The sequence below is a fragment of the Bacillus sp. G16 genome, assembly GCF_021282335.1.
GTDB lineage: Bacteria > Bacillota > Bacilli > Bacillales > Bacillaceae > Bacillus > Bacillus inaquosorum.
In genome coordinates this window covers 32,541-54,578 of sequence record NZ_JAJSOZ010000005.1, presented here as the reverse complement: position 1 = coordinate 54,578, position 22,038 = coordinate 32,541, and the positions used below count along the sequence as shown (strand labels likewise).

Annotated in this window: 20 protein-coding genes and 2 riboswitches; all 20 genes read right to left on the bottom strand. The window is 46.5% G+C overall.

Annotation, left to right across the window (positions count from 1 at the left end; translation table 11 throughout):
* Nucleotides 1-11: 11 nt before the first annotated feature.
* Nucleotides 12-1,550 (bottom strand): bifunctional phosphoribosylaminoimidazolecarboxamide formyltransferase/IMP cyclohydrolase, encoded by a 1,539-nt coding sequence (gene purH, locus LWH95_RS07520; protein ID WP_232919252.1) that lies wholly within the window; start codon nt 1,548-1,550, stop codon nt 12-14.
* Nucleotides 1,547-2,134, bottom strand: coding sequence for a phosphoribosylglycinamide formyltransferase (gene purN / locus LWH95_RS07515; protein ID WP_019257668.1), 588 nt, complete (start codon nt 2,132-2,134; stop codon nt 1,547-1,549). Before purN ends, purH begins: the two co-directional genes overlap by 4 nt.
* Nucleotides 2,131-3,171 carry a phosphoribosylformylglycinamidine cyclo-ligase gene (purM, locus tag LWH95_RS07510; RefSeq protein WP_060398069.1) on the bottom strand — a complete coding sequence of 347 codons (1,041 nt, stop codon included), beginning with the start codon at nt 3,169-3,171 and terminating at the stop codon, nt 2,131-2,133. Before purM ends, purN begins: the two co-directional genes overlap by 4 nt.
* Nucleotides 3,172-3,271: 100 nt before the next feature.
* A complete protein-coding gene (gene purF / locus LWH95_RS07505) occupies nt 3,272-4,702 on the bottom strand; it encodes an amidophosphoribosyltransferase (protein WP_060398068.1) in 1,431 nt (476 codons plus the stop codon).
* Nucleotides 4,678-6,906, bottom strand: coding sequence for a phosphoribosylformylglycinamidine synthase subunit PurL (gene purL, locus LWH95_RS07500; protein ID WP_232919251.1), 2,229 nt, complete (start codon nt 6,904-6,906; stop codon nt 4,678-4,680). Before purL ends, purF begins: the two co-directional genes overlap by 25 nt.
* Nucleotides 6,890-7,573, bottom strand: coding sequence for a phosphoribosylformylglycinamidine synthase subunit PurQ (gene purQ / locus LWH95_RS07495; RefSeq protein ID WP_004397716.1), 684 nt, complete (start codon nt 7,571-7,573; stop codon nt 6,890-6,892). The genes purL and purQ overlap by 17 nt, the downstream gene beginning before the upstream one ends.
* Nucleotides 7,570-7,824: a phosphoribosylformylglycinamidine synthase subunit PurS gene (purS, locus tag LWH95_RS07490; protein ID WP_003155758.1), complete on the bottom strand. Its 255-nt coding sequence runs from the start codon at nt 7,822-7,824 to the stop codon at nt 7,570-7,572. Before purS ends, purQ begins: the two co-directional genes overlap by 4 nt.
* Complete coding sequence (gene purC, locus LWH95_RS07485; protein WP_004397718.1) at nt 7,817-8,542, bottom strand: phosphoribosylaminoimidazolesuccinocarboxamide synthase; 726 nt, start codon at nt 8,540-8,542, stop codon at nt 7,817-7,819. Before purC ends, purS begins: the two co-directional genes overlap by 8 nt.
* Nucleotides 8,543-8,616: 74 nt before the next feature.
* Nucleotides 8,617-9,912, bottom strand: a complete 1,296-nt coding sequence (purB, locus tag LWH95_RS07480) for an adenylosuccinate lyase (RefSeq protein ID WP_019257664.1) — start codon at nt 9,910-9,912, stop codon at nt 8,617-8,619.
* Nucleotides 9,909-11,051, bottom strand: a complete 1,143-nt coding sequence (gene purK / locus LWH95_RS07475; protein ID WP_232919250.1) for a 5-(carboxyamino)imidazole ribonucleotide synthase — start codon at nt 11,049-11,051, stop codon at nt 9,909-9,911. The genes purB and purK overlap by 4 nt, the downstream gene beginning before the upstream one ends.
* A complete protein-coding gene (purE, locus tag LWH95_RS07470) occupies nt 11,044-11,532 on the bottom strand; it encodes a 5-(carboxyamino)imidazole ribonucleotide mutase (protein ID WP_232919249.1) in 489 nt (162 codons plus the stop codon). Before purE ends, purK begins: the two co-directional genes overlap by 8 nt.
* Nucleotides 11,533-11,672: 140 nt before the next feature.
* Nucleotides 11,673-11,774: riboswitch (purine riboswitch) on the bottom strand.
* A gap of 79 nt (nt 11,775-11,853) precedes the next feature.
* Entirely contained in the window at nt 11,854-12,051 is a 198-nt protein-coding gene (locus tag LWH95_RS07465) for an NETI motif-containing protein (protein WP_003219403.1), read from the bottom strand.
* Entirely contained in the window at nt 12,051-12,605 is a 555-nt protein-coding gene (locus tag LWH95_RS07460) for a DUF2179 domain-containing protein (RefSeq protein WP_004397724.1), read from the bottom strand. The genes LWH95_RS07465 and LWH95_RS07460 overlap by 1 nt, the downstream gene beginning before the upstream one ends.
* A 214-nt stretch (nt 12,606-12,819) precedes the next feature.
* Nucleotides 12,820-12,987 carry a Fur-regulated basic protein FbpA gene (locus LWH95_RS07455; protein ID WP_004397726.1) on the bottom strand — a complete coding sequence of 56 codons (168 nt, stop codon included), beginning with the start codon at nt 12,985-12,987 and terminating at the stop codon, nt 12,820-12,822.
* Nucleotides 12,988-13,145: 158 nt separating this feature from the next.
* Nucleotides 13,146-13,949 (bottom strand): hypothetical protein, encoded by an 804-nt coding sequence (locus LWH95_RS07450; protein ID WP_232919248.1) that lies wholly within the window; start codon nt 13,947-13,949, stop codon nt 13,146-13,148.
* Between the two features lie 209 nt (nt 13,950-14,158).
* Nucleotides 14,159-15,481 (bottom strand): hypoxanthine/guanine permease PbuG, encoded by a 1,323-nt coding sequence (gene pbuG / locus LWH95_RS07445; protein WP_060398064.1) that lies wholly within the window; start codon nt 15,479-15,481, stop codon nt 14,159-14,161.
* Between the two features lie 135 nt (nt 15,482-15,616).
* Nucleotides 15,617-15,718: riboswitch (purine riboswitch) on the bottom strand.
* A gap of 143 nt (nt 15,719-15,861) precedes the next feature.
* Nucleotides 15,862-17,403, bottom strand: a complete 1,542-nt coding sequence (guaA, locus tag LWH95_RS07440) for a glutamine-hydrolyzing GMP synthase (RefSeq protein ID WP_019257661.1) — start codon at nt 17,401-17,403, stop codon at nt 15,862-15,864.
* 160 nt (nt 17,404-17,563) lie between these two features.
* Entirely contained in the window at nt 17,564-19,777 is a 2,214-nt protein-coding gene (locus tag LWH95_RS07435; RefSeq protein ID WP_232919247.1) for a DUF4129 domain-containing transglutaminase family protein, read from the bottom strand.
* A 21-nt stretch (nt 19,778-19,798) separates the two neighbouring features.
* Nucleotides 19,799-20,995, bottom strand: a complete 1,197-nt coding sequence (locus tag LWH95_RS07430) for a DUF58 domain-containing protein (RefSeq protein WP_232919246.1) — start codon at nt 20,993-20,995, stop codon at nt 19,799-19,801.
* The gene (locus LWH95_RS07425; protein WP_133488801.1) at nt 20,995-21,957 is read right to left on the bottom strand and encodes an AAA family ATPase; all 963 of its coding nucleotides are present in this window, start codon (nt 21,955-21,957) and stop codon (nt 20,995-20,997) included. The genes LWH95_RS07430 and LWH95_RS07425 overlap by 1 nt, the downstream gene beginning before the upstream one ends.
* Nucleotides 21,958-22,038: the final 81 nt, after the last annotated feature.

Sequence of the window (22,038 nt, the reverse complement as noted above, 5' to 3'; positions counted from 1 at the left end):
TTTTCATCCCCTTAATGTTTGAAGTGTCTAATACCGGTGAATACCATGGCAATGCCGTACTCATCCGCTTTTTTGATAGAATCCTCATCACGGATCGATCCGCCTGGCTGAATGATAGCCGTAACGCCTGCTTTTGCCGCTTCTTCGACAGTATCCGGCATTGGGAAATATGCATCCGAACCGAGCGCACTGCCTTTCGCTTTTTCTCCTGCTTGTTCAATGGCAATTTTCGCTGATCCGACGCGGTTCATTTGACCTGCTCCCACGCCGACTGTCATGTTGTCTTTTGCGAGAACGATCGCATTTGATTTCACATGCTTTACGACTTTCCAAGCAAGCTTCAAGTCTTCCCACTCTTGCTCGTTCGGCTCTCTTTTTGTCGGGATGCTGATCTCTGCATCATCAAAGCCGTGCATATCTAAATCTTGAATCAGCAGCCCGCCTTGAACGGATGTCAGCTGTTTTTCTTTTTGAACGGCAGCTGTCACATCAAGCGTCAGCAGACGAAGATTTTTCTTCGCAGTCAGGATGTCAAGCGCTTCTTGGCTGAATGAAGGCGCAATGATGATTTCTAAGAAAATGTTGTGAAGCGCCTCTGCAGTTGCTTTGTCCACTTCACGGTTCAGCGCGATAATGCCGCCGAAGATAGATGTTTTATCTGCTTCAAACGCTCTGTCAAACGCTTCTGCGATCGTTTTTCCTGTTCCTACGCCGCAAGGATTCATATGCTTTACGGCAACCGCAGCCGGCTCAGTGAATTCACGAACGATTTGAACTGCTGCATCCGCGTCTTTAATGTTGTTGTAAGAAAGCTCTTTTCCGTGGAGCTGTTCTGCTTGCGCAATAGATCCTTTAACAGGAAGCGCGCTTTGGTAGAATGTTGCTTCCTGATGCGGGTTCTCTCCGTAGCGAAGCGATTGTTTTTTCTCAAATGTTACAGTGAATTGTTCCGGTTCTTTTTCACCGACAACATCTGTCAGATAGTCAGCGATCAGTGCATCATATGCCGCAGTATGACGGAATACTTTTGCCGCCAGCTCGCGTTTTTTCTGAAGTGATACGCCGCCTTCTTCTTTGATTTGATTCAGCACAGGGCTGTAATCCGCCGGATCAACGATAACCGTCACATCCTGATGGTTTTTTGATGCCGCACGCAGCATGCCCGGTCCGCCGATGTCGATATTTTCAATCGCATCTTCATATGTGACATCTTCTTTAGAAATCGTTTCTTTAAATGGATAAAGGTTGACGACAACGAGGTCAATCGGCTGAATCCCGTGTTCATTGATCTGCGCCATATGCTCTTCATTGCCGCGAACTGCCAGAAGACCGCCATGAATATTCGGATGAAGTGTTTTTAGCCGTCCGTCCATAATTTCAGGAAAGCCTGTCACTTCAGAAATTCCGATGACATTCACACCGTTTTCTTGAAGAAGCTTTTTCGTTCCGCCTGTTGAAATGACTTCAACGCCAAGCTCTGTCAGTTCTTTTACAAAAGGAACGAGATTTGTTTTATCTGAAACACTGATTAATGCACGTTTAATGGTCATGCCTTTTCACCTCTGTTATTTAATCCTAATAGCTGTTTAATCACACTCGGATACCATTTATGCTCAAGCTTGTGAATCCGCTGTTCGATTGTTTCCAATGTATCGTGTTCGTCAATTTCGATTGCCTTTTGAGCGATGATCGGGCCTGTATCCATTCCTTCATCGACATAATGCACGGTGATTCCGGCAACCTTCACACCCGCGCGGTACGCCTGCCCGACTGCATCAATCCCAGGAAACGCAGGAAGAAGCGACGGGTGAATGTTGATGATTTTTCCTCCGTATGCCTGAAGCAGCGTGTCACCGATCAGCCTCATATATCCGGCAAGAACAATCAATTCAACGTCATGAAGGCGAAGCTGTTCAATAATGGCCCGTTCAAATGCGGCCTTGTTTTCATAAGACTTCGGCTCAAATGCAAAGGATGGAATATGGAACGTTTCCGCCCGTTCGATGACTTTCGCCTGCGGTTTATCGCAAACGAGGAGCGATACGGACGCATCCCAGTTCTCCTCTTTCAAACGCGTGACGATGGCTTCGAAGTTTGAACCGTTTCCGGATGCAAATACCGCAAACTTTTTCATGAAAGTGCCGCACCGCCGAATGTGACGCCTTCTCCTTGTTTCACACGCCCGATCAAATAGGCTTTTTCGCCGTGGCTTTCAAGCGTTCCGATCACATCTGTCAGATGCTCTTCTTTGACTGCCAAAACAAAGCCGATCCCCATATTAAAGACGTTGAACATGTCTTCTTCCTTCAGCTTGCCATACTCTTGCAAGAAAGAGAAAATTGGCGGGATCGGCCATGAGCCGTTATCGATTTCCGCACTTAAGCCTTCTGGAAGCATGCGCGGGATATTTTCGATGAATCCTCCGCCTGTCACGTGCGCCATGCCGTCGACTTTTCCGCTTTTCACCGCCGCAAGCACAGGCTTCACGTAAATTCTTGTCGGTTCAAGCAACTCCTCGCCAAGGGGGCGGTCAAACGGTTCGTATGTTTTATCAAGATCCAGCTCCGCATCATCCAAAAGCACTTTTCTGACAAGGGAAAATCCGTTGCTGTGAAGGCCGCTGGAGCTCAGGCCGATCAAAAGATGACCTTCTTTGATGTTTTCTCCAGTCACAATTTCGTCCTTTTCCGCCACTCCGACTGAGAAACCGGCAATATCGTATTCATCAGCTGTATATAGTCCCGGCATTTCAGCCGTCTCGCCGCCAACTAAGGCTGAACCTGACTGCTCACAGCCGTCTGCCACACCTTGTACGATCTGCTCAATTTTCACAGGGTCCGCTTTGCCGACCGCTAAATAATCGAGGAAAAACAGCGGTTCTGCACCTTGTGCCAGCACATCATTGACACACATTGCAACAGCGTCCACGCCAATCGTGTCATGCTTATCCATGGAAAAAGCGAGCTTTAATTTTGTGCCGACACCGTCCGTTCCCGAAATTAAAACAGGTTTTTGATAAGAAAGCTCAGACAGGTCAAACATGCCGCCAAAACCGCCAAGGCTGCCCATAACGCCAAGCCGTTTTGTGCGCTCCACATGTTTTTTCATTCGTTTTACAGCTTCATATCCGGCTTCGATGTCAACTCCTGCGTTTTTATATGCTTCAGACATCCTATTCACTCCTTTAAGGCGCTTTTCAAAATATCTCCCCGAACGAGGGCAGAATGAGAAAGGCAGCCGAACTGCGCTGCCTTTATGTCATTTTCAAGTTTTATTTGGTTAATACCGCTTCTTTTACATGAGGAAGCACTGTATCCTGATAAATTTCAGTCGGATATTTTCCTGTAAAGCAAGCGAGACACTGTCCGCAATTAGAGTCATCGTATGTTCTGCCAATGCCTTTCAGCAGCCCTTCCACACTCAAAAATGAGAGGGTGTCGGCTCCGATTTCCTGACGGATTTCTTCAACAGAATGGGAAGACGCGATCAGTTCTTCATGTGTGGAAGTATCAATGCCGTAAAAGCACGGATGAGCGATCGGCGGTGAACTGATTTTGACATGCACCTCTGTCGCACCCGCTTCTCTGAGCATCGTGACAATCCGGCGGCTTGTTGTTCCGCGGACGATAGAGTCATCTACCATGACGACGCGTTTGCCTTCCACAACCCCGCGCACCGCAGATAGCTTCATTCTGACGCCTTGCTCGCGCAGAGCCTGAGACGGCTGAATAAACGTTCTGCCGACATAGCGGTTTTTGATTAAGCCAAGCTCGTATGGGATGCCTGTTGCTTCTGCATATCCGATTGCCGCAGAAATACTGGAATCCGGAACCCCTGTTACGACATCAGCCTCGACTGCGGATTCCTGAGCCAGCATTTTCCCGAGGTTTTTACGCGCACTGTGCACGTTAATGCCGTCAATGTTGCTGTCAGGCCTTGAGAAATAAATGTACTCCATGCTGCAAATGGAACGGTTGATATTCATGGAAAAACGCTCTGATTTCATGCCTTCATCATTGATGATCAGCATTTCGCCCGGTTCTACCTCACGAAGATACGTTGCGCCGACCACATCAAATGCGCATGTTTCTGATGCGACAACATAAGCGTCGCCCATCATTCCGATTGACAGCGGTCTAAGCCCGTTCGGGTCAAGCGCGACAATCATTTCTGTTTCGGTCATGATCAGGAACGCGTAAGCGCCTTTCAGCATGGAAAGCGAGTTTTTAATTTGATCCTTCAACGTGAAGTGGCCGCTTCTTTTGATCAGGTGAGCCAAAACCTCTGTGTCCGAAGAGGTCTGAAAAATGCTCCCTTGATTTTCAAGCTGCTGCTTCAGCTGAGTGGCATTGACGAGATTTCCGTTATGGGCAAGCGCCAGGCTGCCGTTGTTTTGGGACCGGAAGAGGAGCGGCTGAACATTTTCATATCCGCCGCCTCCAGCCGTCGCGTACCGAACGTGCCCGATTGCGCCTTTCCCCTTTACTTTGCTGAGCTCGCCGTTTTGAAACACTTCAGTGATCAGGCCTTGGCCTTTGTGCGCCGTCAGTTTTTCACCGTCAGTTGCTACAATTCCCGCGCCCTCCTGTCCTCTGTGCTGGAGGCTGTGGAGGCCGTAATATGTGATTTGCGGGGCTTCTTCATGTCCCCAAATCCCAAAAACGCCGCATTCTTCATTTAAGCCTTTGATTTCAGCAAGCATGGGATAGCTCCTTTCCATGCGCGCTCAAGCTCTTTCGTTTGCGCATGAATCAATTGTTGTCCGTCTTGGTTTTGAATCGCCAGAAGTCCGTCAGCTGTTACCTCACCGATATGAACCGCATCTTTCACCGCTGCTTCAAACGCTGCTTGATGTTCTTTTTTCACAGAAACAACAAAGCGGGATTGAGATTCAGAGAATAATAACGCTGCCCCTCCTTCAACAGTCACGTTTGCGCCAAGGTTTTCCGTCGTCATGACACTTTCTGCAATCGCTACGCCTAAGCCGCCTTCAGACACATCATGCGCAGATTGAACGAAGCCTTTTTTAATCGCATCAAGTAGCGCTCTTTGGCGTGACAGCTCTATATCAAGATCGATTTGCGGCGCTTTGCCGTAAATGCTGCCTTCTGTCATTTTTTGCAGCTCACTACCAGCAAACTCAGGTTTTGTTTCACCGATCACGTAAACGAGATCTCCCGCTTGTTTGAAATGCTGTGTTGTAATGTGTGCTGTATCTTCAATTAAGCCGACCATGCCGATAACAGGTGTCGGGTAGATCGCTGTGCCGTTTGATTCGTTATAAAGCGATACGTTTCCGCCGATAACCGGTGTGCTGAGAACATTGCACGCTTCACTGATGCCGTCAGCCGCTTTTTCGATCTGCCAGAAGATTTCCGGTTTCTCCGGGTTTCCGAAGTTAAGGTTATCTGTGACGGCAAGCGGTTCTGCACCTGAGCAAATGATGTTGCGCGCTGCTTCAGCGACAGCGATTTTTCCGCCGACTTCAGGATCAAGATAGAGATAACGGGCATTACAATCTGTCGTCATCGCCAGCGCCTTTTTCGTTCCGCGGATTCTGAGAACACCTGCGTCAGACCCAGGAGCGACAACTGTATTCGTCCGCACCATGTAGTCATACTGATCGTAAACCCATTCTTTACTTGCGATCGTCGGCTGCTGGAGGAGGGCCTTCAGCGTTTCATTGGCATCATCAATTTGAGGAGCCGGAACGTCTGTCTCTAAAAACTCGCGGTAGTAAGCAGGCTCTTGAGAAGGCTTGTGGTAAACCGGTGCTTCTTCTGCCAAGGCATCAACAGGCAGCTCGCACACTACCTCTCCTTTATGTGTCAGGCGAAGCATTTTATCATCTGTCACACGTCCGACAGAAACCGCTTCAAGATCGTACTTGTCAAAAATATCGATGATTTCCTGCTCACGTCCGCGTTCGATAACCAAAAGCATCCGTTCCTGTGATTCAGAAAGCATCATTTCATAAGCGGTCATGCCTGTTTCACGCTGAGGAATCAGGTCAAGATTCATCTCAATACCAGAACCGGCTTTACTTGCCATTTCGGCACTTGAGCTTGTTAAACCGGCAGCTCCCATATCCTGAATGCCGACTAACGCATCACATTGGATGACTTCCAGACATGCTTCAAGCAAAAGTTTCTCCATAAACGGGTCGCCCACTTGAACAGCAGAGCGCTTTTCTTCAGACGAATCAGACATTTCTTCAGAAGCAAACGTAGCGCCGTGGATTCCGTCACGCCCTGTTTTCGCTCCTACGTACATCACTGTGTTGCCGACACCCTTCGCCTGGCCTTTTTTGATGTCTTCATGATTAATTAATCCGACGCACATTGCGTTGACGAGCGGATTTCCTTCATAGCTGCTGTCAAACTGCACTTCTCCGCCGACTGTCGGGATCCCGATACAGTTGCCGTATCCGGCGATTCCCGCTACTACTTCTTCAAACAAGTACTTCACGCGCGGTGAAGTCAGTTCACCAAATCGAAGAGAGTTCAATACAGCGATTGGACGGGCACCCATTGAGAATACGTCACGGATAATGCCGCCTACGCCAGTCGCAGCGCCTTGGTAAGGTTCGAGAGCTGATGGGTGGTTATGTGATTCAATTTTGAACACAACCGCTTGGTTATCACCGATATCAACGATTCCGGCGCCTTCCCCCGGACCTTGCAGCACGCGCTCTCCGCTTGTCGGGAATTTACGCAGAATCGGCTTTGAGTTTTTGTAGCTGCAATGCTCTGACCACATGACAGAAAAAATCCCGATTTCTGTGTAGTTCGGCAATCTTCCAAGAATGGATTCAATCAATGCAAACTCATCATCACTGACACCCATTTGCTGATACAGTTTCTCTTCTTTTATTTGTTCTTTACTTGGTTCAAGCAGTAGTGACATGAGTTTCCCTCCAATTTTTCACGATAGACTGAAACAATTTAAGACCGTCGGCGCTTCCAAGCAGTTCATCGACCGCGCGCTCAGGGTGAGGCATCATGCCTAATACGTTGCCTTTCTCATTCACGACACCGGCAATGTCGCTGACGCTTCCGTTAATATTGGAGCCGTATGTGAAAGCAATTTGATTGTTTTCTTTCAATGAAGCAAGCGTTTCGTCATCACAGTAGAAATTTCCTTCACCATGGGCAACCGGGATTGTAATCGATTGTCCCTTTTCATAGGAAGATGTGAATAATGTTTTGTCGTTCTGCACAATTAATTCAACCGGACGGCAAATGAACTTCAAATCTTTGTTGCGTCTCATTGCGCCTGGAAGAAGGCCAAGCTCCTGTAAAATCTGGAATCCGTTGCAGACGCCAAGAACAGGTTTTCCTTCAGCCGCCGCCTGTTTGACAGCTGGCATAATATTCGCAAATCGGGCGATAGCGCCGCATCTCAAGTAGTCGCCGTAAGAAAATCCTCCCGGGATTAACACGCCGTCGAAGCCGTCAAGGCTTGTTTCCTCATGCCAGACGTATTCCACTTCATGGCCGAGCTCATCCTTTACAGCATGATACATATCGATATCACAGTTGGAGCCGGGTAACACAATCACCGCAAATTTCACTGTGCGACTACCTCCTCAACCTCGTATCTGTAATCTTCAATCACTGTATTCGCAAGAAGTTTTTCGCACATTTCTTTTACGAGCGCGTCAAGATCACGGTCTGATTTTTCAATGGTAAGCTCCATGTATTTCCCGATGCGCACATCTTGAACCTCGTTGTAAGTCATACTGTGCAAGGCATGCTGGACAGCGCTCCCTTGTGGATCTAGTACACTTTCTTTTAAGCTGACATAAACTTTTACTTTATACATGATGAATGCCTCCCAGTCTTTTGAAAATCTCTTCGTATGCGTCGGTTAAGCTTCCCAGATTGCGTCTGAATAAATCTTTGTCCAGCTTTTCGTTCGTGTCTTTATCCCATAAGCGGCATGTATCAGGTGAAATTTCATCCGCCAAAAGCACTTGCCCGTCTGCATCTAGACCGAATTCAAGCTTGAAATCTATTAATCTGACATGACAATCGTCAAAAATGGTTTGAAGCTCTTCATTTACTGTTTTTGTAATGGACTTAATGGTTTCTACCTGTTCAGGAGTCGCCGCTTTTAAGAGCCAAATATGATCTTCTGTGATGAGCGGATCACCCAGCGCGTCATCCTTGTAGTAAAACTCGATAATCGGCTGTTCAAGCTCCGTGCCTTCTGGAATGCCGAGACGTTTGGACATGCTTCCTGCCACAACATTTCTGACGACGACTTCAAGCGGCACAATCGTTACCTTTTTAATGAGCTGCTCTGTTTCTGAAATGCGCTCGATAAAATGGTTGTTAATGCCTTTAGCATGAAGGTGTTTGAAAATTAAGCTTGAAATCTCGTTATTTAAGCGCCCTTTCCCGCTGATTTCTGCTTTTTTCTCGCCGTTAAAGGCAGTGGCGGAGTCTTTATACACGACATACAGCGTGTTTTCGTCATCGGTTTTGTAGATCTTTTTTGCTTTTCCTTCGTATAAAAGTTCTTTTTTCACAATATTCACGGAAGGCCTCCTAACCCGAATGTTGGGAATTTTCAAACTGCAGCGGCATAGAAGAAGCCGCCTAACAGCTTCTTCTATGCTAAACCTAAACGTTCAAAGATCAGATCAACATTTTTCAGATGGTAGTTGTAATCAAAGCAGTCAGCAATTTTTTCCGGAGAAAGACGGGAAGTGATTTTCTCTTCCGCTTCCACAAGCTCACGGAACGGCACTTGTTTTTCCCACGCTTCCATTGCCTTCGGCTGCACTGTATCATAGGCTTCTTCACGAGTCAGGCCTGTGTCAATCAAAGCAAGCAGCACGCGCTGAGAGTAGATAAGGCCGAGTGTGCGGTCCATGTTGCGTTTCATATTTTCCGGGAAGACCGTTAAGTTCTTCACGATGTTAGAGAAGCGGTTCAGCATGTAGTTCAGCGCGATTGTCGCATCCGGAAGAATAATCCGTTCTGCTGAAGAATGAGAAATATCGCGTTCATGCCATAATGGAACATTTTCGTAAGCCGTCATCATGTAGCCACGAATGACGCGCGCCATGCCTGTCATGTTTTCAGAGCCGATCGGATTGCGTTTGTGCGGCATTGCAGATGAACCCTTTTGCCCTTTCGCGAAAAATTCCTCAACTTCGCGTGTCTCACTCTTTTGCAGTCCGCGAATTTCCACTGCGAATTTCTCGATGCTTGTCGCGATCAAAGCAAGTGTCGCCATATAGTCAGCATGGCGGTCACGCTGAAGGGTTTGAGTCGAAATCGGTGCTGCTTTCAATCCGAGCTTCTCACATACATATTGCTCAACAAATGGATCAATGTTCGCATATGTGCCGACAGCGCCGGAAATCTTCCCAACCTCGATGCCTTCTTTCGCTTGTTTGAAACGCTCAAGATTGCGTTTCATTTCTTCATGCCAAAGCGCAAGTTTTAAGCCGAATGTTGTAGGCTCAGCATGTACGCCGTGTGTGCGCCCCATCATGACTGTGTATTTATGTTCTTTCGCTTTTTCTTTTATAATGTCAACAAATCTCTCAAGGTCCTTGAGCAGAATATCGTTTGCCTGTTTTAATAAGTAAGAAAGAGCAGTATCAACAACGTCAGTTGACGTTAAGCCGTAGTGCACCCATTTTCTTTCCTCGCCCAGTGATTCGGAAACGGCGCGTGTAAAAGCGACAACGTCATGGCGCGTGTCCTGTTCGATTTCTAAAATGCGGTTAATGTCAAATGACGCGTTCTCGCGCATGAGCTTTACGTCTTCTTTCGGGATGACGCCAAGTTCCGCCCATGCTTCACAGGCAAGAATCTCCACCTCTAGCCACGCTTGAAATCTGTTTTCATCCGTCCAAATCGCGGACATTTCAGGTCTTGAATAACGTTCGATCATTCTGCTTGTCCTCCGTCTCTATTCATCCATTTATTTGTGATCCCCTGAATCCAGTGGTCTTCAGGTTGCTTCATAAATGTAATATGCCCCATTTTGCGGCCTTTTTTGATTTCGTGTTTTCCGTATATATATAGCTTTGCTTCTTTTAAAAGCTCCGGCTCCTCCTCAACAAGCTTCACTTCATCGCCGAGAAGATTCACCATCATGCCTGGCTTCAGCAAATCTGTTTTCCCAAGCGGAAGGCCGCATATCGCTCTGATATGCTGTTCAAACTGGCTCGTTTCGCAAAGGTCCAGCGTATAATGCCCTGAATTGTGCGGCCTTGGCGCCAGTTCATTGACCAAAAGCTCTCCGTCTTCTGTCAGGAACATTTCAACAGCAAGCGGTCCGACAAGGTTACGCTCTTCTGCAAGCTTAACGGCCAGCTCGGCAGCCTTCTTCTGAATTCCTTCCTCCACCCGTGCAGGCACGATGCTTTGAAAAAGAATATTGTTGTGGTGAATGTTTTCAGCTGCCGGAAATGTTGAAATTTCGCCGTTTACCGATCTGACGACGATAACCGACAGTTCCATTTCAAAAGAAACCCAGCTTTCAAGAATGCAAGTTCCGTGCTCTAAAAGAGCGGCAGCCTGCTCAATTTGCGCCTCTTCCTTGATGACAAATTGTCCTTTGCCGTCGTATCCTCCGCGGCATGTTTTGAGCACTGCGGGAAGCCCAAGCTCCTGTACAGCCTGTTTCAGTTCATCCTTTGTTTTGACGATGCTGTACGGCGCGACTTCACAGCCCGCGGCTTGTATTGCTTTTTTCTCTGTTTCACGGTTTTGGGTAATGAGCAGCAGCTCACTTCCTTGCGGGAGATACGCATGATCTTTTAGCCAATGCAGCGCATCATAGTCGATGTTTTCAAACTCATACGTGATGATGTCGCTGATTTTCGCCAATTTTCGAATCGCTTCACGATCATTATAATGAGCGGTAATTTCGACATCCGCAACCTGCCCGCACGGCGAATCTTTCACCGGATCAACGACTGCGACTTTATACCCCATTTGTTTGGCGGACACAGCCATCATTTTTCCAAGCTGGCCGCCGCCGATAATGCCGATTACAGCTCCCGGGTTGATGATTTGTTTAGACAAGCTGATCACTGCTTTCTAACACCGTCTGTTTTGTATTTTCTCTTCTCTCATCCAGCTTACGGGCAAGATTTTCGTCAAAAGCTGACAAAATTTGCGCCGCTAACAGGCCTGCATTCACAGCGCCCGCTTTGCCGATGGCTGTTGTCGCAACAGGCACGCCTCCAGGCATTTGGACAATGGAGAGAAGTGAATCCATTCCGTTTAGCGCCTTGGACTGAACCGGAACTCCGATGACCGGCAGTGTTGTTTTCGCCGCCGTCATCCCCGGCAGATGCGCTGCTCCTCCGGCACCGGCGATAATCACCTTGATGCCTCTCTCTCTGGCAGTTTCAGCGTATTCAAACATCAAATCAGGCGTCCGGTGAGCGGAAACGACCTTTTTTTCGTACGGAACATTGAGTTCGTCAAGAATATCGCATGCGTTTTTCATTGTCTCCCAATCGGAAGTGCTTCCCATGATGATTCCTACTAGCGGCTGCATTCTGTTCCCACCTTCTAATGCTTTAGTTTTCAGAAAATAAAAAATACCCGTTCTGCATTGCACTTATGAGGAAGCAATACAAACCGGGCATGGTACATGTATCGTCAGTCGTTCGCTTCTGCGATATATCCATGTCAGTTTTATCGATCACTTTCCTGCATAGTCCGGCAATTTACGGTTGCCGGGTAGAAACTTATGGGCCATATTCCCAAGATTATATGAGGTCGTGTTTTGATTTCATGTTTATCTTAACAACGGACATGGATAATGTCAACGATATTATCGAACGATACAAAAATTCATTCTACTAATGTTCGTGTTTTAGATCAATTTCCCTTCAAATACGATTTTTTTCCCGCACGGAACGATCTGAATTGACCCATTTTCCTTTTTTTCCATAAAAATAGGCTCTTCCATTCGCCGTACAGGCAGATATCCTTCTTCTTTCATTTGCTGAAGCACCGCATCAATGGTTTGCTGCTCTGTCACTTCAAACTTTTTCTTCTTCGGCTTTGCCATTATTCTTTAATTCTCCTCTTCTTCACCGCTTTAACCCAGAAGCCGCCGTGAATTGTTTTTGGTTCATATGCAATAATAAATGCCTTTGAATCAAGTGTTTTAATCGTATCATACAGCTGGAGTTCATATCTTCTCGGTGTCAGAATCTGAAGAGCTGTGCGGTCGCCTTCAAGCCCGCCTGCCACCCAGTTCGTCACGCCGTAGCCTTTTTCACGAAGCTGCTTCGGAAGATCAAGATCAAGCTCCTTCGTAATCACGTTGACCATAATATAGCCAAGCGCCAATTTTTCTTCTATTTTCATGCCGGCAATCACGCCAAGACCGTAACCGAGCGCGTACGCGATTACATTTTGAATCTGGTCTAAGTTATCGAGCACCAGGCTCAGTCCTGTCACATAAACCAGTATTTCAATCGTACTGATGCCGGCCGCTAAATACCGCTGGCCTTTCAGCGTTAAAATCATTCTTATCGTAAAAAATGACACATAGACAATATTAATAATGAGAATTATGAGAACCATGGCTATCCCATTTGATAAGATGGTTTGCATCATTTTATTTCATCCCCCTACTCTTCAGCTTGCATAAAGCATTCATATTCTACTAGAGAAACGAGTCGTTTACAATCCGTTGCGGCCGTAAGCCTAAGGAAAATATTTCGACACACTTTGTCAGGTTGAACAGTAGTAGTTTACCCTCTTTCTCACCTTTTCAAAATCAAAACAAAAAAGCCCGCTTTTCAGCAGACTCACCTCTTCTCATATATTGTCAGATCTCTTTTTTCATTTTCAGAAGGGACTTGTATTCTTTCTCAAGCTCACTCAGCGTATAATCAGCCAGCTGTTCCCCTCTTCCCTGATAAAATTCCGAGAGCAGTAATTTGGTTTTTAAAAATTGTTTCTTCCGATTAATCGCTCGGCGAAGTAAATCGGCCATGTCCATCATCCTCCTTAAACATAAAGGTTTGTGCGCTGGACGTTTACAGCATTTTCCCTATCATACATGGATTAATCCTACAAATCAACTGTGTTTTTTAGATATATTTGTAAAAAGTGTGACATAAAAAAACCGGCTATAAACAGCCGGTTTTTTCATTAAAGCGGAATCAGCGACGCCGTGAAATACTCAGAAATCAACGGCCAAGTCACCGCCGTAAACAGCAGCGCTACCGCAACCACAGCAAATACACAATAGATATAGTCAATCGGTGCATCGTGTGCCGCCTGATACAGACGCTGCACATACAGCGCCATCATAAAAAAGATCGAAAACAAGATAAGCACTGTAAACAGAACTGTCAGCATCGGGATATTCACGATCGCAAAGATCAGCCAAAGGATTGAAACAGCAATCACCGGTACAAGCAATGAACCCAAACCGGCAGCCGCTTCTCTGAACGTCACCTTCTGCTTCATCATATAGCGGGAGACGGCCCATACCGCTAAGACCATTACCGCGAAAAAGAGGAGCAAATACACAAGAACGACTAAAAATCCGTCATAGAAAGCGTGATGGCGTTCTCCAAACCCGAGCGGCCGATTCCAGCTCGCCTTTAACTGAAACCAGTTCCCGATTGAAAAGACCACACTGAATATAAGCATTGAAATCAGCCCATACTTATAATGAGAAAAACCATCCGCCACGACGGTTTTCGCCGGTGATTTTAAAATCGAGAACGCAAAACCGCAATATCTGTTGATGGCTGCCCATACAGACGCAAGCTTTTCTTTAGCAGTTGATTCACCGCGTTCCTGGTGCGGTTTCTGCTTTTGTTTTTGCTTCTGCTTGCTTTGTCGGCTCGCCTTTCTGGACATTCTCGATAGCGGTTCTTCATCTGCATCTATTCTTTCACTCTGGTTAACTTCTTCTTCAAACGTTTCTTTTCTTTCTTCCGTCATGTCAGCAACTCCTATCAAAAAAATACGGCGGAATACCATTCAGTAAGAAAATAAAACACTTATATAAGGTACCGAAGCCTTCCTGAACAGTCAAGTCATTTCCATTTAAGTAAAGCATGGCGGCACATCTACATGACGGTATATCGTATGAAATGGTTTTACCTTTTGCAACAAAAAAACCAGCTGCACCGGCAGCTGGTTTCCATTCCTTATTTTAAGAAGATAAAGTACAGGATAAATACGGCAAACAGTCCGTACATGATCGGATGAACCTCTTTGGCTTTTCCTTTGCACACCATCGTAATTGGGTAGAAAATAAATCCGATGGCAATCCCAGTCGCAATGCTGTACGTTAACGGCATCATGATCATGGTAAGGAAAGCAGGAACGGCCACTTCGAACTTATCCCAAGCGATTTTGCCAAGCGGCGCCACCATCAATGCACCGACAATAATCAGCGCCGGAGCTGTTACATTTGATGTAACGACTGACAGAAGCGGTGAGAAAAACGTAGCCAGTAAAAAGAGAATACCTGTTACAATAGCCGCAAATCCTGAACGGGCACCCGCAGCGACACCTGAGCTTGATTCAACGTAAGAAGTTGTAGTAGACGTACCAAGCACGGCACCGATTACAATGGAAGATGAATCAGCTAAAAGCGCACGGCCCGCACGCGGCAATTTGTTTTCCTTCATTAAACCAGCTTGAGTCGCCACAGCAACAAGTGTACCCGCTGTATCAAAAAAACCGACAAACAAGAAAGTTAAAATGACGATCAGCATTTGGACGGAGAAAATATCCGGCAGGTGAATCCATGCTTGTCCGAACGTCGGCGCAAGGCTCGGCACACTGCCGATGATTTGAGACGGAACCGGAACCAATCCGAAAATCATGCCGGCAACCGCTGTTAACAGCATCCCGATAAACACGCCTGCGTTAACGCGAAGCACCATTAAAATAACAGTTACAATCACACCGAAAATTGTTAATAGTACAGGACCGCTGTGAATGTTTCCGATGGTGACGAGTGTAGAAGGATTCGCTGTAATGATTCCTGAACCTTGTAATCCAACAAATGTAATAAACAGGCCGATACCCGCGCCGACTGCCAATTTCAGCTCAGGCGGAATGGCGTTGATGATTTTTTCACGAAAACCTGTTAAAGAAAGAGCAACGAAAATAAGTCCTGAAATAAAAACACCAGACAAAGCTGCCTGCCATGAAATGCCCATACCGAGGACGACAGAAAACGCAAAAAACGCGTTCAGCCCCATACCGGGCGCGATGGCAATCGGATATCTCGCTATCAATCCCATTAAGATACAGCCTGCTGCTGACGCCAGCGCTGTCGCTGTAAAGACCGCACCTTGGTCAATTCTCAGCGCCTCCGGAAAATCTTTCACACTCTCCAAAGCAAGCGTAATCGGATTGACGAACAAAATATATGCCATAGATAAAAAAGTCGTTAATCCGCCAATGATTTCATTGCGATAGCTGGTGCCCAGCTCATCAAACTGAAAAAACTTTTTCAAGCTATTTGACTCCCTTCACTCTTTGCTATTTATCCTGCCCTGAAAACGCCAAATAAAAAACGCCCCAATACATTTTGGGACGCTTGACTACAGACGGGTTTCAGTTTGAATAAATAAACGTGTTTTATTTATATCAAACGAAAGAAATGTTTACGTAGTCAAGCCATTTACGGTAGCTTGGTAGAGACTTGCGAGCCATATCCCCGCGATTATACGAATTCATCTTATTTGATTTCTGTGTCTATTGTACCAACTTCAATTTGAAAAAACAATACAAAAAAACGAACGATAGCCGCACAAAATCCGATTTTGTTCGTAATAAACAAATAAAACCATCTTCCCGGCAAAATCGCCAAAAAGATGGTTTCGTTAATTGATTCTTATTCCCACTCAATCGTCGCAGGCGGCTTACTTGTAATATCATACACCACGCGGTTAATATGCTTCACTTCATTCACGATACGTGTAGAAATGACTTCAAGCACATCCCACGGGATACGCGCCCAGTCAGATGTCATGCCGTCGATTGATGTAACGGCGCGGATTCCGATTGTGTAATCATATGTTCTCGCGTCACCCATAACACCAACGCTGCGGATGTCAGGAAGAACAGTGAAGTATTGCCAGATATCACGCTCTAACCCGTGATTTGCAACTTCTTCACGCAAAATCGCATCTGATTCACGAACGATTTCCAGTTTTTCTTCTGTTACTTCGCCAAGAACGCGGATTCCGAGTCCCGGTCCTGGGAAAGGCTGGCGCCATACGATTTCATCAGGAATGCCGAGCTCTGTGCCAAGCGCGCGCACTTCGTCTTTGAAGAGCGTGTTTAACGGCTCGATCAGTTCAAACTGCATGTCTTCAGGAAGCCCGCCGACATTGTGGTGAGATTTGATCGTTTGCGCCGTTGCAGTACCGCTCTCGATGATATCTGTGTAAAGCGTTCCTTGTGCAAGGTAGTCGATGCCTTTGAGCTTGTCCGCTTCATCATCGAACACGTAAATGAATTCATTACCAATGATTTTGCGTTTTTGCTCAGGATCAGAAACGCCTTTTAGTTTATTTAAGAACCTGTCTTTTGCGTCTACTTTAATCACGTTCATGTTAAAGCCTTCGCTGAATGTTTTCATAACACCTTCGGCCTCGCCTTTACGGAGAAGACCATGGTCTACAAAGATACAAGTCAGCTGGTCGCCGATCGCTTTATGAATCAAAACAGCAACAACAGAGGAATCAACGCCGCCGCTTAGCGCGCAAAGAACCTGCTTGTCTCCGACCGTTTCACGGATTTTTTGCATTTCAATTTCAATAAAGTTCTCCATTGACCATTTGCCTTCACAATCACAAACGCCGAATACAAAGTTTTTCAGAAGATCATTGCCGTATTCAGAGTGGCGCACTTCCGGGTGGAACTGAACGCCGTACCATTTTTTGTCCGCTTTGCTCATCGCTGAGTTCGGGCAGTGATGGCTTGTCGCGTCAACAGTGAAGCCTTCAGGAACTTCTACAACCAAATCGCCGTGGCTCATCCAAACCACTTGTTCGTTCGGAAGATCTTTGAACAAATCAGGTGTGCCTTCGATACGGATGTTTGCTTTTCCGTATTCACGCTGGCTTGCCGCTTCAACTTTACCGCCAAGGTAATGAGTCATCAGCTGCATGCCGTAGCAAATTCCTAAAACAGGAATATCAAGCTCGAAGATTTTCTCGTCACAGCGGAAAGAGTTTTCATCATACACACTGTTTGGACCGCCGGATAAAATAATTCCTTTTGGATTCATTTCTTTAATTTCTTCAGCCGTCAATGTATGGGGATGCAACTCGCTGTATACCCCGAATTCACGGATACGGCGTGTAATCAGCTGGTTATACTGACTGCCGAAATCAAGGACAAGAATCATTTCATTCACTAACTTTGTCATGGTTGTCACCTAATCTCCTCTAAGTTTTTTGACACAGAAAAAAACGAGGACAGATATGAAGCCGCTCCGCCCTCTTTGGCAAGGCCGTTTGCCGGAGTCCGGCAACTCGCTCCCAGACTCCGATAATATTCACTAATTCTAACAACACGTTGATAAGCGGTCAAGACCATCTTCTTTTAATTAAATTTTCCCATAACTCTCTGGATTCATTCCAAAGCTTCGCCGAATCTTCATTTCTGTACAGCGCCCGTTCATAGCTTGATGTCAGCTTTGACATGTCTTCTGGGCCATGTTTTCCATCAATTCGTTTCGCATAATCACGCAGCGTTTCACTGCCTTGTTTCGGCAGTCCTCTTCTCTTCATCTGTTTTAGGAGAGCGCCGTATGCTTCAAAAAACACGTGCTGATCGCTGCGCCGCTTCAATTTTCTCACAACGAAAACAGGCATCCATAACGAACGGAAAACATACAGCAATACCGATGCCAACAGGAGGACTGCAAGAAGTGCAAGCGCTACATACCATCCTGCACCGGCATTTGCATGTGAAGCGGACGGCTTTTCAGAACCAACTGGCTCCCGTTTATCCTTTTGTTTTTCTTCTTTTTTCGGCTGTTTTTTCTCTTCTTTCTGCTCCTCTTTTGTTTTCTCCGTCGAGCTGCTGCTTTCGCTGCCGGAATCCTTTGTGTCAGTAGAAGTAAACTCAGCCGGATTTGTAAACCCTTTAGTCGGCTCAAATGTGACCCAGCCCTGTTCCGGGAAATACACCTCTACCCAGGAATGGGCGTTGTTATTTGTCACTTCGTAGATGCTGCCGTTTTTGTTTCCTGCTTCTTTATATTCGCCGGACGTATACCCCTTTACCCAGCGGGCCGGAATGCCGGCCGAACGCAGGAGCACCACCATAGCGGAAGAAAAGTTGTCACAGTAGCCCATCTTTGTTTCAAACAGAAATTGATCGACATAATCCTCATCATTCTTAGGGATGGTCACGTTTTCTGTTTCATATGTGAACTCATTTGATCCTAAGTATTCCTCAACCGCTTTCACCTTATCAAACATATTATCGTGATCCTGGGTCAGCTCGATCGCAAGGGTTCTCACCCGCTCAGGCAGTGAATCCGGCAGTTGCATATAGCGGTCGCTGAATGTGTATTCCTCACTGTTGTTTCTCACTTTTACCTTTCTCAGCTCATCCAGCTTGTAGACCGGAGAATTGTACGTTACTGTATAGCTTCCCATATTTCTGATCTCACCGGCTTGTTCACTGATCGGAGAAATTTGTTCAGTGTTCCCGTTCATTTCAAGTGAAACAGCCTGCTTTGGCTGAATGGTTACCGCACCGATCGGATACATCACATGGTTATACCCGTAGTGAGCATCGACTTTTACTCGGACGGTGCTGCGCTCTGTCGAAACCTTGTGGTCAAACCACAGATTTTCAACTTTTCCTCCGCTTAGCTGATATGACATGCCTGTGTCTGTTTCAATCCAGCCTTTTCCTGTATACGTATCCTTCGTTTCCACGCGGAAATACGTTCGCTCTTTTCCTTGCCATGTAAAAACAGGGGTATTATCCTGCTGAAACGGGCCGCCGAGTGATTCATCATGGTTCCCGTATCCGATTTTGCTTTCTCCAGCCGACACACGGTCTTGATTGGTGATTTTTTTGAGAAAAGGCACCGGATCAGGCCAAGCCGGATCTGATTTCGGACCGGAAAGTCCGAATCCCACCGCAGCCAAAATCAATACAGATAAAGGAAGAAACCATTTCAAGACAGATGTTTTTGACAGCTTGATTCTTTCCATCAGCTTGATGCGTTCTAAGTATAAAAGACCCAGCATAAAGAAGCCGATCAGCACGATACGGATGACGGCAAAAGTGGCGTCATATGGCGTAAAGGTATCAAGAATCGTAATATACGCTACTGTCATCATAAAGAAAAACAAGATTCTTCTCTGGTAAATCACCCAATAATGAAGGAGATAGACCAGCAGCCACAGCAGCACAAAAAACAGCAGGGTCCGAAACGAAGGAATCATGTCATTCCATTGCCCTGATTGAATCAGCGTGATATTCAAATAGACATCCTTAAAAAAAGAGCTGACCCAGCTCAAGTCAAATATAGATCCTTGATAAAACAGGATGTGTATCGAGATCAACGTAAATATGACACAAAAAGGAACGGTGACAAACCACCTCATCCTGAAAAAGGTCAGCAGAAACGTCAAGCCGATAAACACAATAAAAAAGCCCGTATGTTTCGTATCTGTAAAACTGTCAAGCGGCCTGAGCCACTCCCACAGCAATAAAAACGCCAGAAAATAAAATAACAGCAAGCTCAAACGGCTTCCCTTCTGATCATCGTGCGGCATGTGCACCCGTCACCTCTCTTTCTAAACAACACGTGAAACTCGTCCGCCCCTCATGACCTGAACTCTGATTTGACGTTTCATCATGCGTTCGATCATGACGTTTTCAGTTTGAGAAAGCTCAGCAGCTTTCTCTTTTGCCAGTATCACTGTCACCCGGCCGCCCCCGATTTCTGCTATGTTCAGCAAATCTTCCGTGAACTGTCCCGTGACGATCACTTTGTCAGCCTGGCGAACAGACGGCTTCCCCAGCTCCTCCCGTACATATCGGCTTACCGGGTCAGCCGCATCACAATGAGCGACGGCTAAATGACGAAGCATATGCTTAAAATGCTGCTCCCCCTCCTGAATAGGAAAAATGTTTTTTTCCTTTCCGACTGAGGCCAAGCCTGCCCCCGCGCCATTTTTTAAAACAGAATGAAGAATCGAAGCTGTCACAGAAACGACCTCTTCGAATGCTTCCGAGGAAAATCGGTCCATCAGAAGAAACAGGTTTTTGCTTCGAGACGGTTCAAATTCCTTCGTCATCAGCTGGTTTCGCCGTGCAGAAGTCTTCCAATCTAATGCAGCAAACCGGTCTCCCGGCTGATAATTCCGCACACTTGCTGCGACTGCGGAATGGTGCTGATGAATCGGAGAAGAACCGCTTACCCCGTCTTCCTGATGCTTCTCATTCACCTGATAAGGAAGACGCTGAAAGGATGGATAAACAAACAAGGTGTCTTCCAGCTCATAAAAAGCTGTTTTTTCAATCAGGCCGAGAACATCCCCGGTCCGCACCCTGACAGCATGAAAATGATGCTCCCCGCGCGGTACCCGAGCTAATTCATACGACATTGTCATACTCCGTTTAAACCAAGGAAAAACGAGCCGTTTGGCCGCGGCTTCGTCTCGGTTCAATGACTCGATTCCTTCTGGCAGGCAATCTTCAATCACCATATACATCAGGGGAAACGGCAGCTTTCTTCTCAGCGTTACCGACACGCCCAGCTTGTCCCCCGCATGCAATTGTGTTTTGGCCATTTGCCGTGAAGCCTGAAAAGATCGGAGTGGGTACAGCGCCAGAAGCCCGGCATACACCACAAAAGGGAGAAATGCGTAAAACAAAAACCAGCTGACAAAGCCGCCCTGAAACATTGCGTAGGAAAAAACAGCACCCGTCAATAACGTTAATACAATCAGCTTCCATCCATATACCAGCCATTGCAATTTCTTCTTCATCAGCGGATCGACGACCTTTGAACCGGTACCTTCACAGCTGACATGATCTCCCGTACAATCGCTTCTGCCTGGATCCCTTCAAATTTCGCCTCGGGCTGCAGCAGCATCCGGTGCGGAAGCGTAAAAGGAGCCAAATATTGAATATCATCCGGAATGACATAGTCGCGATGATGCAGCAGCGCGTATGCTTGGGCCGCTTTCATGAGAGCAATTGATCCGCGCGGACTGACGCCTAATTGAACAGAGCCATGCTGTCTCGTTTTCTGCACAATTTCAACAATATATTCTTTTATGCTGTCATCAGCGCGGACATTTTGAACTTCTCGCTGCAAACGGATGAAGTCTTCTTTTGTAATAACCGGTTCAAGCGTCTCAATCGGATGGCTTTTTTCCTGAAGAGATAAGACGTCCAGCTCCTCATTAAAGGACGGATAACCCATGCGGAGTTTGAATAAAAAACGGTCAAGCTGGGCTTCCGGCAAAGGATAGGTCCCTTCATATTCGACCGGGTTTTGCGTTGCCATCACAAAAAACGGGGCGGCAAGCGGCATCGTATGGCCATCTACCGTTACGCTTCCCTCTTCCATCGCTTCAAGCAAAGCAGACTGTGTCTTCGGAGAGGTACGGTTGATTTCATCGGCAAGCACAATATTTCCCATAATCGGGCCGGGACGGTATTCAAATTCCATCGTTTTCGCATTATAGATGGATACGCCTGTTACATCAGATGGCAGCAAATCCGGAGTGAACTGGATTCTTTTGAAGTCGGCGCCGATTGACTTTGCCAGCGCGCGGACCATCATCGTTTTTCCGACTCCGGGCACATCCTCAAGCAGCACATGCCCTTTGGCAAGAATGGCTGCTAAACTGAGTATGGCGATGTCTCGTTTTCCAACCATTACTCTATTAATATGGTCAACTGCTTTCCCCAGCAAAGGATGCAGGTCTTCTTGATATGCCATTCTTTTCCTCCTAGTCATCTATAAAATTCATCATATCGTAACCTAACTTTACCACAAAAAACAATCTGTATAAAAAAACGA

What these genes read in the sequence shown, in the direction of transcription:
- purH (WP_232919252.1), bottom strand. Translation starts at nt 1,550, where the DNA reads ATGACCATTAAACGTGCATTAATCAGTGTTTCAGATAAAACAAATCTC.
- purN (WP_019257668.1), bottom strand. Translation starts at nt 2,134, where the DNA reads ATGAAAAAGTTTGCGGTATTTGCATCCGGAAACGGTTCAAACTTCGAA.
- purM (WP_060398069.1), bottom strand. Translation starts at nt 3,171, where the DNA reads ATGTCTGAAGCATATAAAAACGCAGGAGTTGACATCGAAGCCGGATAT.
- purF (WP_060398068.1), bottom strand. Translation starts at nt 4,702, where the DNA reads ATGCTTGCTGAAATCAAAGGCTTAAATGAAGAATGCGGCGTTTTTGGG.
- purL (WP_232919251.1), bottom strand. Translation starts at nt 6,906, where the DNA reads ATGTCACTACTGCTTGAACCAAGTAAAGAACAAATAAAAGAAGAGAAA.
- purS (WP_003155758.1), bottom strand. Translation starts at nt 7,824, where the DNA reads ATGTATAAAGTAAAAGTTTATGTCAGCTTAAAAGAAAGTGTACTAGAT.
- purB (WP_019257664.1), bottom strand. Translation starts at nt 9,912, where the DNA reads ATGATCGAACGTTATTCAAGACCTGAAATGTCCGCGATTTGGACGGAT.
- purE (WP_232919249.1), bottom strand. Translation starts at nt 11,532, where the DNA reads ATGCAGCCGCTAGTAGGAATCATCATGGGAAGCACTTCCGATTGGGAG.
- LWH95_RS07465 (WP_003219403.1), bottom strand. Translation starts at nt 12,051, where the DNA reads ATGGCAAAGCCGAAGAAGAAAAAGTTTGAAGTGACAGAGCAGCAAACC.
- LWH95_RS07460 (WP_004397724.1), bottom strand. Translation starts at nt 12,605, where the DNA reads ATGATGCAAACCATCTTATCAAATGGGATAGCCATGGTTCTCATAATT.
- LWH95_RS07455 (WP_004397726.1), bottom strand. Translation starts at nt 12,987, where the DNA reads ATGGCCGATTTACTTCGCCGAGCGATTAATCGGAAGAAACAATTTTTA.
- LWH95_RS07450 (WP_232919248.1), bottom strand. Translation starts at nt 13,949, where the DNA reads ATGACGGAAGAAAGAAAAGAAACGTTTGAAGAAGAAGTTAACCAGAGT.
- guaA (WP_019257661.1), bottom strand. Translation starts at nt 17,403, where the DNA reads ATGACAAAGTTAGTGAATGAAATGATTCTTGTCCTTGATTTCGGCAGT.
- LWH95_RS07435 (WP_232919247.1), bottom strand. Translation starts at nt 19,777, where the DNA reads ATGCCGCACGATGATCAGAAGGGAAGCCGTTTGAGCTTGCTGTTATTT.
- LWH95_RS07430 (WP_232919246.1), bottom strand. Translation starts at nt 20,995, where the DNA reads ATGAAGAAGAAATTGCAATGGCTGGTATATGGATGGAAGCTGATTGTA.
- LWH95_RS07425 (WP_133488801.1), bottom strand. Translation starts at nt 21,957, where the DNA reads ATGGCATATCAAGAAGACCTGCATCCTTTGCTGGGGAAAGCAGTTGAC.